This is a genomic window from Mesobacillus sp. LC4, from assembly GCF_053543455.1.
Map to the genome: position 1 here is coordinate 338239 of NZ_JBGCUB010000003.1, position 14204 is coordinate 352442.

At 43.5% G+C, this 14204-nt stretch carries 13 protein-coding genes; 4 read left to right on the plus strand and 9 right to left on the minus strand.

Going from position 1 to position 14204, the window contains the following annotated elements; all coding sequences use genetic code 11:
* Positions 1–54 precede the first annotated feature (54 nt).
* Together AB5I83_RS12555 and AB5I83_RS12560 are read right to left on the minus strand one after the other, a co-directional pair.
* Positions 55–624: a DUF4352 domain-containing protein gene (locus AB5I83_RS12555; protein ID WP_448975808.1), complete on the minus strand. Its 570-nt coding sequence runs from the start codon at positions 622–624 to the stop codon at positions 55–57.
* Positions 611–1219, minus strand: a complete 609-nt coding sequence (locus AB5I83_RS12560) for a vWA domain-containing protein (RefSeq protein ID WP_448975810.1) — start codon at positions 1217–1219, stop codon at positions 611–613. Before AB5I83_RS12560 ends, AB5I83_RS12555 begins: the two co-directional genes overlap by 14 nt.
* Before the next feature lie 97 nt (positions 1220–1316).
* On the opposite strand from AB5I83_RS12560, the gene AB5I83_RS12565 reads away from it, so the two are divergent.
* Positions 1317–1814, plus strand: a complete 498-nt coding sequence (locus AB5I83_RS12565) for a hypothetical protein (protein ID WP_167833506.1) — start codon at positions 1317–1319, stop codon at positions 1812–1814.
* Positions 1815–1892: 78 nt separating this feature from the next.
* Here the strand turns inward: AB5I83_RS12565 and AB5I83_RS12570 are convergent, their stop codons facing one another.
* The gene (locus AB5I83_RS12570; protein ID WP_167833505.1) at positions 1893–2075 is read right to left on the minus strand and encodes a DUF3896 family protein; all 183 of its coding nucleotides are present in this window, start codon (positions 2073–2075) and stop codon (positions 1893–1895) included.
* Positions 2076–2399: 324 nt separating this feature from the next.
* On the opposite strand from AB5I83_RS12570, the gene AB5I83_RS12575 reads away from it, so the two are divergent.
* On the plus strand, positions 2400–3845 hold the full coding sequence (locus AB5I83_RS12575; protein WP_448975813.1) for a DEAD/DEAH box helicase: 1446 nt from the start codon (positions 2400–2402) through the stop codon (positions 3843–3845).
* Between the two features lie 194 nt (positions 3846–4039).
* Here AB5I83_RS12575 and AB5I83_RS12580 read toward each other — a convergent pair whose 3' ends face one another.
* The 4 genes from AB5I83_RS12580 to AB5I83_RS12595 form a co-directional block, all read right to left on the minus strand.
* Entirely contained in the window at positions 4040–5398 is a 1359-nt protein-coding gene (locus AB5I83_RS12580) for an IS1182 family transposase (protein ID WP_448975815.1), read from the minus strand.
* Between the two features lie 320 nt (positions 5399–5718).
* Entirely contained in the window at positions 5719–6585 is an 867-nt protein-coding gene (locus AB5I83_RS12585; protein ID WP_448975817.1) for a TRM11 family SAM-dependent methyltransferase, read from the minus strand.
* Between the two features lie 163 nt (positions 6586–6748).
* A complete protein-coding gene (locus AB5I83_RS12590) occupies positions 6749–6940 on the minus strand; it encodes a hypothetical protein (protein WP_448975819.1) in 192 nt (63 codons plus the stop codon).
* An 85-nt stretch (positions 6941–7025) separates the two neighbouring features.
* Positions 7026–7895 (minus strand): cation diffusion facilitator family transporter, encoded by an 870-nt coding sequence (locus AB5I83_RS12595; protein WP_448975821.1) that lies wholly within the window; start codon positions 7893–7895, stop codon positions 7026–7028.
* Positions 7896–8220: 325 nt separating this feature from the next.
* On the opposite strand from AB5I83_RS12595, the gene AB5I83_RS12600 reads away from it, so the two are divergent.
* Complete coding sequence (locus AB5I83_RS12600; RefSeq protein WP_448975823.1) at positions 8221–10083, plus strand: LTA synthase family protein; 1863 nt, start codon at positions 8221–8223, stop codon at positions 10081–10083.
* Positions 10084–10405: 322 nt separating this feature from the next.
* Here the strand turns inward: AB5I83_RS12600 and rnjA are convergent, their stop codons facing one another.
* Complete coding sequence (gene rnjA, locus AB5I83_RS12605) at positions 10406–12070, minus strand: ribonuclease J1 (protein ID WP_226086831.1); 1665 nt, start codon at positions 12068–12070, stop codon at positions 10406–10408.
* Positions 12071–12511: 441 nt separating this feature from the next.
* Positions 12512–13432 carry a methyl-accepting chemotaxis protein gene (locus AB5I83_RS12610; RefSeq protein ID WP_448975826.1) on the minus strand — a complete coding sequence of 307 codons (921 nt, stop codon included), beginning with the start codon at positions 13430–13432 and terminating at the stop codon, positions 12512–12514.
* A 173-nt stretch (positions 13433–13605) separates the two neighbouring features.
* Between AB5I83_RS12610 and AB5I83_RS12615 the strand changes: the two genes are divergently transcribed.
* Positions 13606–14169 (plus strand): glycerol-3-phosphate responsive antiterminator, encoded by a 564-nt coding sequence (locus tag AB5I83_RS12615; RefSeq protein ID WP_448975828.1) that lies wholly within the window; start codon positions 13606–13608, stop codon positions 14167–14169.
* The last annotated feature ends 35 nt before the right edge of the window (positions 14170–14204 follow it).

Genomic DNA, 14204 nt, shown 5'->3' on the forward strand with positions numbered 1-14204 from the left:
TAACATGTCAGGAAAGCGTCAAAAGCAGGGAACGGCCAAGCCGCTCCCCTGCTCTCATTGCAAATTCACCCTAATTGTCTTATCGGACCAGAAGCTAGGGGTGTATTGAAGCTGCAGGCCAGGATCTCCGGCTGGCTGTTCAAAAGCGATTGTGCCAGTAACCGTTCCACCAGGTGCGAGTTCTCCGGATTGTAGTGCGGTATTTGTATCAATCGTCGTGAATGCCTGGTCAACGATTTGCCCCTGGCTGTTCGACATCTTAAAATCAAACGGATTATAAGAAATATTCTCAACACCTGCATTTTCAATCAAAACCGTTACCACAACATACTCATGGCCATCCTTTGGCTGGTCAAATTCACCTCCGGCAGACTTCTCAACCTTGGTGACCGTCAGCACATTGTCTTCTAATTGGACCTTCTCCCCGACTGCGAATTCTTCCTTTACTGGAGGAGCTTTCTCTTCTTCTTTTGCCGATGCTGAGGTTTCTCCAGCTGCAGAAGCTGAAGTTTCCGCGGCTTGATCTACCTTGGTCGCTGTTTCCTCTTCTCCTCCGCCTCCAGCTAAAGCAAAGACAATAATAACTGCAATCAACCAGAACCACCATTTCTTAAAGATTTTCATCTTCAGACATTCCCTTCATTCTTTTCTCGGTGATCGATTCTGACACCATTTCATACATGTTTTCAATTCCTTTTTCAGAGGCTTCGAAGTTAAAGGAATTCTCAATATTGATTCCGAGGCTGTCAGCTTCTTTGGCCACATCGATGTTTGCTCCCATGAAGATGAATTCCCAGTTGTACTTTTCCTGCTGGTGCCGGATCAGCTCCTTCACCTTTCCATATGTGAACTCGCTGCTCGCGTTCTCCATGCCATCGGTCGTGATGACGAAGATGACTTTTCCTGGCCTCTTTTCCTCACTTGTTCTGGCGAGACGGTAGCCAACATCAAGGATCGTCTTTCCGACTGCATCCAAAAGTGCTGTCATCCCGCGGACATAGTACTCATCTTCAGTGAGCTTCGCCTCCCGTGCATCAATCCCGTTCCAGAGCACTTCATATTGATCATCAAAAAGCACCGTTGTCAGGATTGTCTCGCCTTCCAGTTCGGTCTGCTTTTTTACAAAAGCATTGAATCCGCCAACTGTGTCTCTCTCCAGCCCTGCCATCGAGCCGCTCCGGTCTAGCAAAAAAATGATTTCCGTTAAATTATTCTTCATCACTATCATCCTCCTAAGCTGAATCTGATATAATCATATCTAGATTCATCCATATTTTGGTCGCCTGTTAAGCGACATTTTCAAGGAGGCTGGCCACATGCTGGATCAAAAAATATTGGCAGATTTACAAGAGTATATCGATCTTAATATGAATTTTGTCCTTTATGAAAAGTCCGCTGGACCTATAGAGGATTATGTCCTTGAGAGCATTTCACCCCTCGAGATTGAAAGCTTCATAGCCGAGAAGAGAAAGCCGACTCTCCAGAAAGTATTGTTTGGATTTATAGATAAAAAAGGCTGCAAGGACTCCGAGGTCTATAAGAAAGCTGGCCTTGACCGACGTCTTTTTTCAAAGATCCGCTCAAACCCTGAATACAAACCGAGTAAAAACACGGTCACAGCCCTTGCGCTGGCCCTTGAGCTCAACAAAAAAGAAACCGACAAGCTGTTAAGCTCTGCCGGCTACTCTTTGTCAGACAGTGAAACATCCGATCTTGTGATTCAGTTTTGCATTGAAAGAAAAATCTATGAAATTGACCAGGTCAATTATGCATTGGATTATTTTAGCCAGAAGCCATTAAGCGGAGTCCTATAAAGCTCGATGGTGCTAGCATTAGCTCCAAGATTTTTCCATAAAAACAGCCTGGAGGAACCAACCTCCAGGCTTCGTTTATTAGTGAATGGCCTTGCCCCGCTCAAAATGATTCATACAGGTTAATTCAATAATATAATCGTAGTTTGCAATCGCTCTCTGAAGCTCATTTTTTTCATCTATAGACAGGCTTGGATTCTGCATTTTATTTGCCAGCTGCATCTGCAATGCTTCTAATTGAGATTTGACTTCTTGATAGTTCATGTCCAACACCCTTTCAGAAAAATGAAATCGTTTTCTTCCTTATTTTCATTATATCCTGATAACCCCTTTGGGTATCATGAGATTTATTGATAATTTGTGAAATTTTTATTATAAATCAGCCTTTTTTCATAGCTTCTAATTTATTTTTCAAAAGAGCATCATCAAGGAGCACAATTTGTTCGAAGGCTTCCCTTTCTCAAATTTAAGTCGATTAGTCTCGCGTTTGAAGTATAATGAATACTATTCAGTTTATGCATATGATGATTCTTTGCGAGAATCCTAAATATAAATAAGTGGAATAATAAAATAAAAAGAGGTTTTCACATGAGTAAAAGAAGTTTTGACGATTACAACTTAAGCGACGAAATTAAACGCGCCCTCTCAGTGTTGAAATATGAATCGCCAACAGAGGTTCAGGAAGAAGTCATTCCGTTAGCAATGGAGAAGCAAGATCTTGTCGTAAAGTCCCAGACTGGAAGCGGTAAAACTGCCTCCTTCGGCATTCCTATTTGCGATTTGGTTGAATGGGAGGAAAAAAATCCACAAGCGTTGATTCTTACTCCTACAAGGGAACTGGCCGTTCAGGTTCGTGAAGACATTACGAATATCGGAAGGTTCAAAAGAATTAAAGCGATGGCCGTTTATGGGAAGGAACCTTTCGCTAAACAAAAAGAGGAATTGAAGCAAAAAACGCATGTTGTTGTTGGAACGCCCGGACGTGTGATTGACCATATCGAAAGAGGAACACTTGTATTAGATGAGATCAAGTACCTGATCATAGATGAAGCGGATGAAATGCTCAATATGGGTTTTATCCATGATGTGGAATCGATTATCGAAGAACTTCCATCAGACAGAGTAACGATGGTATTTTCTGCGACATTGCCTAAAGACGTTGAAAATCTCTGTCATAAATATATGAAAGATCCTGTTAATATCGAAATTGCTTCCACTGGGGTCACAACCAATACGATAGACCATTTGCTGATCGAAGTGAAAGAAGAAGATAAGATTTCACTGCTTAAAGACATTACCGTTGTTGAAAACCCGGAGAGCTGCATCATTTTTTGCCGAACGAAGGAAAATGTTGATACTGTGTTTGAACAGCTGGAGGATGCTAATTATTCCTGTGAAAGACTTCATGGCGGATTAGAGCAGGAAGACCGCTTCGCCGTAATGAATGGCTTCAAGATGGGGAATTTCCGTTATCTAGTGGCGACCGATGTTGCTGCACGCGGGATTGACGTTGATAACGTTTCGCTCGTCATCAACTATGACGTTCCGATGGAAAAAGAGGGCTATGTGCATCGGACAGGCCGAACTGGACGCGCTGGTAATAAAGGAAAAGCGATTACGCTTGCTACACCTTATGAAGGGAAATTCATCAAGGCTATCGAACGATACATTGGCTTTGAGATTCCTGTGGCAGAGGCTCCGGGCAAGCAGGAAGTTGCTAGAAACCAGGCTGCGTTCGATGAAAAAATCAGTGGGCGCCGTGTCGTGAAAAACAACAAGACAGCGCGCATCAACCAGGACATTATGAAGCTTCATTTTAGCGGCGGGAAAAAGAAGAAGCTTCGTGCTGTCGACTTCGTTGGAACGATCGCGAAAATCCCTGGAGTAACCGCAGATGATATCGGCATCATCACGATCCACGATACTATGTCATATGTCGACATCCTGAACGGAAAAGGCTCGCTTGTCATTCAGGCAATGGAGAATGCAACGATCAAAGGAAAGAAGCTTAGAGTCAGCAAGGCTATTAAATAAAGCAAAAAGCGCAAGCGCCTCGTACAGCCCCGACAAGCGCTGGAGCTGGATTAAGAACAGCAGAAAAAAGGACGATTATGATATCATAATCGTCCCAGTTTGTCGACAAAAGGGGTTCGGAATGCTCTCATTCCGAACCCCTTTTTGGATTTCATCGAATTTTTCAAAGAAAATAGACTCTCTTCGCTATACTTTTAGGCCATTACTGGACTTCTCCAAGTCCAGTTGGCCATCTTCTTCAAGTTCAAGGCAGCGAAAGTAAGCATCGCCTGCATCGACAATTTTTTTTGGCCCCTTAGGGTTGTCCAACGCATGCCATGCTTTTCTTTTGCATCTGCGAATACGCGCTCTATGGTTTCCTTACGCTTCGCATAGATTTCTTTTACTTCCTGCTTGTGCCTCAAGTGGTCCGCTTCTTCCACATACTCCTGCCAGATATGACGAGTTACCACCTTTTGATGATCCTTGCTTTCTGTACATTGCGCTAAAAACGGGCAGGTTGCACAGATGTGTTTTGGGGATTTATATTCACGATACCCCTCTTTTGTGGTGGTCGAATACTTCAGGATCTCACCGGCAGGACACAAATAACAGTCGTAGAATTCGTCATATACATAGTCATATTTACGGAAGAATCCGTCCTTCGTTCGCGGTCGTGTATAAGGCAAAGCTGGGGTCATTTCGTTTTCCATCAGGAACTTCGTAATAGCGGGAGTTTTATAGGCTGCGTCGGCCGCAACGGCTTTGGGCTTTCCGACTTTCTCTATCACTTGTTCTACCAGTGGCTCAAGAATCAGGCTGTCATGCGTGTTACCAGGTGTCACAATGGTCCCCAGGACAAATCCGTTACGGTCTGATGCCGCATGAAAGGAGTAGGCAAACTGCTTTGTCCGTTCATCCTTGACGTAGTATCCACTCTCCGGATCGGTCGTGCTTTCCTTGATTTCCTTTGACTCTTCCTTATCAAATTTATCAGGAGGAAATGGCTTCTTCCCATGTTCTTCCCGATCCAGATTGATTTCTTCCTGGAGTTTCTCCTGATACGCCCGTGTTTCCTTACGCACCACTTTCTTCTCGAATTTATGCTTATTCGCACTTGCTTTTACATGGGTTGAATCAATGAAGACGTGTTCTGCACTAATAAGTTTCTTATCAGCTGCGGTCTTAAGAATTCGATAGAAGATCTGTTCAAACAAATCGGTATCTTTAAAACGGCGATCGTAATTCTTCCCGAAGGTGGAGAAGTGGGGCACTTTATCATGGAATCCATACCCCAAAAACCAGCGGTAGGCCATATTCGTTTCTACTTCGGCAATGGTCTGGCGCATGGAACGGATGCCAAAGGTATATTGAATGAAGGTAAGTTTAATTAAAATCACAGGGTCAATGCTTGGGCGCCCTACTTCCGAATACACATCTTTCACCAAGTCATAAATGAAAGAAAAATCTAGGGCAGCTTCCATCTTACGGACTAAATGTTCCTGAGGAACCAGTTGGTCTAAAGCAACCATTTCTAATTGATCTCGTTGGATTGGATTGTTTTTCGAAAGCATCTTTATCACCTCAAGCGTTATATATATCTATTTTAAAATAGACTTATGGTTAGTTCCACGTTAAGTTTGGAAGTCCTGTTGATTGGAGTGGAAGGCGCGTAGACTCCTGCGGGCTCAGCTGGACAGGTGAGACCCCGCAGACGCCAACGGCGGTGAGGAGGCTCACCGCCAGCCCCGCGGAAAGCGAAGCACCTGGAACGGAAATCAACAGCCCCCATTTCAGCACCAACCAAAAAAAAGACTGTAGACAAGCTCGATTTCCATCGAGTTTGTCTACAGTCTGGGACGATTATGATATCATAATCGTCCTTAAATTTATCTTATTTTTTACAGACAATGATCTCGCGTTCGAAGGCCCCTTTTCTCACGACACAGCGATCAGCAATTTCAAATCCGGAATTTCCGATGATGGAGTCGATTGGTTCAATCGTGACGATGACTACTTTATCAGCAAATTCATATGTGCTTTGGAGCATCTCGAGCTGCTCTTCGGGTGTGATGACCGAGCACAGATTGTACGGCATATCAATAATCGCTGCATCATAGTTCCCAGTGACGTGGCGGATGTCCTTAAACGTCACTTCTGTGTCATAGCCAAAATGCGCGATGTTCTCTCTTGTTCCAGGCAGAATGAGCGGGTTGATATCACTGGCAACAATGTCAATCCCCATCGATAATGCTTCCACCACTACCGTTCCAATTCCGCAACATGGATCGATTGCTTTAACTCCAGAAGGATCAGGAACGGCGATATTAGCGACAGCTCTTGCTACACGCGTACTTAATGAAGTTGAATAGCTATGCGGTTTTTGCTGATGGTTCAGCCAGACCGCTTCACTGCTGTGGTATTCACCAAATACCCAACGCTCATTCACATTCATGATCCCAAACAACAGATCAGGATTTACCAGTTCCGGCTCCCCGGGAATTTCCAGACCCACTACTCGTTCGATTCTGCGTCTCTCTTCAAAATCCACCTTTTCAGGACCTGCCACTTTTACATACATCACTTTAAAAGTAGCGCCATTCAAATCCAGCTTCCTCAATTGCTCAATTAGGTCCTCTAATTGCTCACCCTCAAGGAAGACATCCAAGCGTCCCCTCATAAAAGGACTACGGCTTGGGTCGATTTTTAAAGTGCTCTCAAGGACGCTGGAGTCTGTATCCTTCCCAAAAAACGAGCGCATTTCCAGTGCACACAACTCTTTTTCTTCAGCTGGAAATGCGTAATTATATATAAATGACTTAGGTTCAAAATTAGTGAGAGTCAATCAGATTCAAATCCTTCCCTGTACAGTACAGCTTTTATCCATTCTTTTTTATAACTTGCCTTGCAGAAATAAAATTGACTCACCCTTTGGGTAAGTCAAGTGATTGGTATGCACTCTGATACTTTCCGCCTTCAGCTACTTCAGAGTGATACAAAGCTTTTAATGCAAAGCTTTTCTCCAGGTCATGTTCTTTTATCAAACTAGATAAGCGTGTTTGCAGCTCTGGATTATTTTTAATCAATTGTTTCATCTGCGATTTTACAAACTTCATGAATCAATACCTGTACCCTTCTAAAATAATTGACCTGCTAAGTATAGCATTAACCAACCTTTAGTCGTTCATATCTTTTTCCTGCTCAATCCGGCTCTACATGGACATGGACGTCATAGATATCATATTCATCCATAAGCCTCTCTTCAACTCTTGTCGAGATGTCATGTGCGGTGCTGATATCGAGGGTTGGATTCACGGTGATGACGCAGTCGACGACAATATTGTTGCCGTAGCTTCGTGCCTTTATATCCTTAATTCCTTTGACACCAGGAATATTACAGATGGTATCGTTATATTCTTTAATTAGGTCTACATCAAAGCCATCTGTCAGCTGGTGGGATGCTTCGCGGAAGATGTCCCAGCCTGTTTTTAAAATCAGTGCACCAACGATGACTGCGGTTACGGGATCGAGCCATGGCAAGCCAAATTGGGAGCCGATGATTCCGACGGCCGTACCGATACTCACCCAAGAATCGGACAGGTTATCTTTAGCCGCGGCCATGACCGAATGGCTTTTTATTTTGTTAGCGAGGTTCCGGTTATAACGATACACGAAATACATAATGAGTGCGGAAAATAAACCTGTCCAGGCAGCAATCAGATCTGGTGCTTCCTGAGCTCCTTCGAAAACGGATGTGAAAGCGCTGGTTAAAACTTGGAAACCGACAACTATGATGATAAAAGATGCAACCATCGAAGCGACCATTTCCGATTTCCAGTGGCCATAAAGATGGTCATCATCCGCAGGTTTTTGCGATAGCCTCAAGCCGATGAGGACGGAAAGCGAGGCTAATATATCGGTCGTGTTGTTCAAACCATCAGCCTTCAATGCTTCGGAATCGCTGATATAACCTACAGAAAGTTTCAAGGCAGAAAGAAGTATATAAGCGAGGATACTTATAATGGCTCCACGTTCGCCTAATTTCAAATTGGAATAACGTTCTTCATTCATGGACTGTCCTCCAAATCAATTACTGCTCAAACATAATAACAACCAAGAAGTGAGTGGGTCTATAGCAACCTTTTTACCCTTGTCCATATAATTGACAGGACTCCAAAAAAGTTTCCTATGGCAAAAAAAACAAAAGCGCCAGACGGATACGATTGTTAGGACAAAGTTATATGAATAAAAAAGACTTGAAGTAATTACCAGAAACTTTTCCCTGCTTTTAAACGTATAATTAATATCGGAAAATTACGCGATTATCAGTACAGCTACAAAACTATTTTCACTTGTGGTAAAATGTAAGCTTCAATAGATTCCTAGGAGGGATTGCATGGGGACTAAAAAGAATATGTCCGTAAGTTTTGTTTTGATTGCCATTGTTCTATTATGGCTAAAAACCTACACCGTTTATAAGTTCAATTTTGATATAGATATTGAAAATAAAATGCAGGAATTCATCCTGTTCATTAATCCATTGAGCTTCCTTATGTTCGCTTTGGGGCTAGGGATTTTCATGGCAGGCAGGAAGCAGAAAATTTTTGTCATCGCGACAAGTTTCATCACTTCCTTTATTCTTTACGCCAATGTTGTTTACTATAAGGAGTTCAGTGATTTCATCACGATTCCGCTGTTGACACAGACAAGCAATATGGGCGATTTGAAGAGCAGTGTCGGGGAATTGATTAGCTGGACTGATATCATTTATTTTGCCGATACCTTGTTGATTCTAGCGCTGGCTTTTGTAAAGACGCCTAAGATTTCTTTTAAAAAGTACAAAAACGTATATGCAGCAGCGTTTTACTTCAGCGCGATTGGTCTTGCCTTTTTCAACCTTGGGCTTTCTGAGTCTGAACGTCCTGAATTATTGACTCGTACGTTCGACAGGGAAATCCTTGTGAAGAATATCGGGACGTACAATCACCATATCTATGATGCGTACCTACAAACAAAGACAACAGCACAAAGAGCCATGGCAGATGGCAACCAGTTGACCGAAATCGAGAACTATACTCGCGCTCAATATAAAGAACCATCTAAAGAAATGTTCGGTGCGGCAAAGGGAAAGAACCTTATTGTCATTTCAATGGAATCTACCCAGAACTTCGTCATTGGACAGAAGGTGAATGGCCAGGAAATCACGCCATTCTTGAATGAGTTCATTAAAGACAGCTATTACTTTAATAACTTTTACCATCAGACGGCACAAGGTAAAACGTCTGATTCCGAATTCCTATTGGAAAACTCTTTATATCCGCTTGGCCGCGGAGCCGTATTCTTCACCCATTCAGGGAATGAATACATGTCACTTGCTGAAAGGCTGAAGGAAAACTCTTATTACACTGCGAAGCTTCATGCGAACAACAAGAGCTTCTGGAATCGTGACGTCATGTACAACAACTTCGGCTATGACCGTTTCTACTCATTGCCGGATTATGAAGTGAATGAAGAAAACTCTGTTGGCTGGGGTATGAAGGACATGGACTTCTTCGACCAGTCAGTTGAACATTTAAAAGCAATGCCAAAACCGTTCTTCGCGAAGTTCATTACGCTGACAAACCACTTCCCGTTCGAACTGGATGAAGAAGATAAATTCATTGATGAGTTTGATTCTAACAGCGGCACTTTGAACCGCTACTTCCCAACCGTTCGCTATACGGATGAAGCATTGAAGCTATTCATCGAAGATTTGAAAGCAGAAGGACTTTACGAGGATTCAATTATCGTGATCTACGGTGACCACTATGGTATTTCCGAGAACCATAACAAAGCAATGGAGCAATACCTTGGAAAGGAAATCACGCCATTTGTTTCTACACAACTGCAGCGTGTGCCGATGATTATCCATATCCCTGGTCACGAAGGCAAGACGATTTCAACTGTAACTGGTCAAATCGATCTTCGCCCAACATTGCTGAATCTCGCTGGGATCGATACTAAGCAAGATATCCAGTTTGGAGCAGACATGTTCTCCGAAAAGCAGGATAACTTTGTTGCCCTAAGAGACGGAAGCTTCATTACCGAAGATTTAGTCTACACAAAAGGCGTTTGCTACGATAAGGCGACAGGCGAACCAACTGATGGTGCAAGCTGTGAACCTTTCATCGAGCATGCCAAGAACGAACTGAGTTACTCAGATCAGATCATTTACGGAGACTTGCTTCGTTTTTATGAAAAAGATGATCAACAACAATAAGATTGCAGAACCCCACTGGTGATTCAGTGGGGTTTTTTGTGTGGAATTGAAGGTTTGTATGATAACGTCACTGCATCTATGACTTCAGGCAAAATCTCGTGGACGTGACTTTGTTTTGTCCGAATCTGGCATGACTTCAGACAAAATCCCGGGGAAGTGGCGCTGCTTTGCTTTGTCCGAAGCTGGTGTGACTTCAGACAAAATCTCGGGGAAGTGGCGCTGTTTTGTCCGAACCTGGCTTGACTTCAAACAAAATCTCGGGGAAGTGACTTTGTTTTGTCTGAACACAAAAAAAAACGCCCCATTAAGGAGCGTTCTTAATTTATACTTCCATGATAATCGGCAAAATCATTGGCCTTCTGCCTGTCTGGCTGTATAGGAATGGATTGACGACGTCGATGACGGCCTTCTTGATGCTTGACCAGTCCTTCGTGCCTCCTGCCAATTCCGTCACAATTTTATCCTTGATCAGTTCTTCTACATTTTTCATCAGGTCGCCTGACTCCCTGACGTAAACGAATCCTCTTGTTACCACAGTCGGCTTGTTGACCAGCTGCTTTTTCTCGCGATCAATCATCATCGTGACGATCACAAGTCCGTCCTGTGAAAGTACTCTTCTGTCTTTTAAGACGATATGTCCGATATCGCCGATTCCGCTGCCGTCAACATATACTGGCTGAGCTGGAACTTTTCCGGCAACCTGCCCGCCATCCGCAGACAATTCCAGGACATCCCCGTTATCTAAAATAAACGAGTTTTCACGCGGGATTCCGCATTGTTCCGCTAATTTAACATGCTGGTCCAGCATACGGTATTCACCGTGAATCGGAATGAAAAACTTTGGATTCAGTAGCTTGATCATCAGCTTCTGCTCTTCCTGCTTGCCATGCCCTGAGGTATGAACCTCACTGATTTTATGATGGATGACATCCGCTCCGATTCGATGCAGCTTATCAATCACCCGGTTCACGCTGATTGTGTTGCCAGGAATCGGTGATGATGAAAAGACAATCGTATCTCCAGGGATGACGGAGATTTGTCTATGCGTTCCATTCGCAATCCGCGCAAGGGCTGCCATCGGCTCGCCCTGGCTACCTGTACAGATGATTGTAAGCTGATGGCTTGGGACCTGTCCGATCTCGTTGACGCTTACGAAAGCGTCATCGGGCGCAGAAATATAACCAAGTCTGCGGCCGATCTCGAAGGTCTTTTCCATGCTTCGGCCAACAATCGCCATTTTCCGGTTATACTTTAGGGACGACTTCACCACCTGTTGTACGCGGTCAATATTGGATGCGAATGTAGCGAAAATCACGCGGCCATCCACTGTCTGGAAAATATCCTCGATGGCTTCCCCGACACGTCTTTCAGATATCGAGAAACCTGGCTGCTCACTGTTCGTGCTGTCCGATAACAAGCAAAGGACACCTTCACTGCTGATCTCAGCGATTTTTTGAAAATCAGTGCCCCTGCCAACCGGTGTTAAATCAAATTTGAAGTCACCTGTGTGAACAATATTCCCTTCCGGAGTCGTAACCACGACACCGAATGAGTCGGCGATACTATGCGTTGTCCGGAAAAAGCGCACCTTGATATTCTGGAACTCGACGACCGTGTCATTATTAATTTGGTGGAACTTCACACCCTTGATTTTGTGCTCCTGCAGTTTGGACTTGATCAACTCAACTGCAAAATCGCCTCCATAAATCGGCGCCTTCACATCCTGCAGCAAAAACGGCAATCCGCCAATATGGTCCTCATGGCCATGAGTGACAAAAATCCCGACCAGCTTGTCCTGGTTTTGCTTCAAATAAGTGTAATCCGCTAGCACATAATCAATTCCGAACAACTCATTATCCGGAAACTTAATTCCGCAATCCACTAATACCATTTCATTTTTGTATTGAATTACATACGTATTTTTACCGATCTCACCAAGACCGCCCAAAGCGAAAATCTTGAGATCCTTTTTCAATTTCGTTTCCATAGTTCAGCTCCTGTTTCTTTGTGTAAATGTATTTATCAATTCCCATGGGAATCATATCTCTTAATAAAGAATAGTGAAGAAAGTGGCTGGAGAAAATAGGGGGTTGAATTCTTAAAATATACCATAAATTTAACGGTTCAACAAATATTGCAATCCCTTGTAAAGATTGAGACGATAATTATAGGGGAAAAGTTGCTGTCGACGGTGGATTTTTAATTACTCCGGGGTATTGTTGTATTTAGTAGTAGAAAAAGTTCCTGCTTTTACCGTTTTTCATCTTTCGGTTCTTTTTCGGGTAATGCATTTCGTATACATTCCTTTTATAAGACCTTATCTCATTATCTCAATCCGTTTGGGCTTTTTTCCCATCACCTGCTTTTCCACCCGGCTATCCCACACCCCACAAAAAAACACCGCTATAATCGCGGTGTCAGGTTTCTATTACAATATGTCCTTGAATGTTTTTGCTTGCTGGTCCAGTTCGTGGGCGGCACTGCCGATTTCTTTGAAGGCGGTGACCGCTTGTTCATTGAGGTTCTTGTTGTTGGTGATGCCATTTTGCGAGCGCTGGGTGGCTTCGTTGATTTTGGTGATTTCGCTTGCTATTCCTTCGATGTGTTCATTGACTTCCTGAATCGAATCCTGGACGCGTGTGGCGAGTTTCCGGACTTCTCCTGCAACGACGTTGAAGCCTCTCCCATGTTCTCCGGCTCTTGCCGCTTCAATGGCTGCGTTCAGGGCAAGCAGATTGGTTTGTGCGGCAATTTCGCGAATGGTCTGTACGATGCTGCCGATTGATTTGGCCTGCGATTTCAAAGATTCGAGAATTTCAAGATTTTCTTTTGACTCCTGTACAAGCCTGCTGGCGGCCGTGGCTGCTTCTTCACTTCTTGTAATCCCCATTTCCGCGCGTTCATTCAGGTCTTGGGACATTTGCTGAAGCTCCCTGGCAAGTCTTGTCGTATTCAATTCACGCTCCGTGATGTCAGTTGCCACTTTCACCACACCTGCAACTCTGCCTAAGTCATCATATACAGGTGTGTATGTAGCCTCAAGCCAGAGAAGGTTCCCTCTCTTCGTGACTCGCTGGATTTTTTCCTGAAAGCTTTTTCCGCTGCGCAGGTTCCTCCATAATTCTGTATAGGCTCTGCTTCCTGCAAATTCGGCTGTACAAAACTGTTTATGTAAAAGTCCCGGCATTTCATCTACTCGATAGCCCATCGTCCGTGCAAAGTTCTCATTTGCCCAGAGCACTTTTCCATCAGGATCGAATTCAATCATCGCCAAAGACCTTTCAATGGCTGCCAGGACGGCGTCTTCCCCAAAAACCTGTGTGCTCTTCTTTTCCTTACTAATCTGCATATTGTCTCCTCTTTAATATGTAATAGGGATCTTTATTACTATCGTACTAATGTTTATGCATTACCACAATTTTAAGTATGCTATTGTGCTTATAAAAGCCATCTGTCTCCATAGAAAACATCAAGCCACTCATGTTAAGATAATGGGTAATTAAATGTAAGGATGGGATTCTTTTGGATCAAAAAATCTTGCCCGCATCTTCGAACATGAAGGAGTTTGAACAGTTCCTTGGAAGCCCTTTTGAAATCGGCGTCATGCTGGAAGTGCATATCGCCCAATTAAAAAATATTAACGCTATGGCAAAACGCCATGGAAAAAAGATGATCTATCATGTGGATATGATTCAGGGGCTGAAGAGCGATGACTATTCGACCGAATACCTCTGCCAGGAATACAAACCGTATGGCCTGATTTCAACGAAGTCGAGTGTCATTTTAAAGGCAAAACAAAAAGGAGTGCTCGCTGTGCAAAGGGTGTTCCTAATTGATTCGCATGCACTCGAAAAAAGCTATAAACTTATTGAAAAAACGCGCCCTGATTATATTGAGGTTTTACCAGGAGCGATGCCCTGGATGATTAAGGAAGTCAAAGAACGCGTCAATATCCCTATATTTGCAGGCGGGCTGATCAGGACTCCTGAGGAAGTGAAAAACGCATTGAATGCAGGCGCTTCTGCTATCACCACTTCCAAAAGGGAGTTGTGGGAAAATATTCAAATTCAGAAATCCGACACATGAATATCTCACATGTCTGTGATATAATGATTACAAGT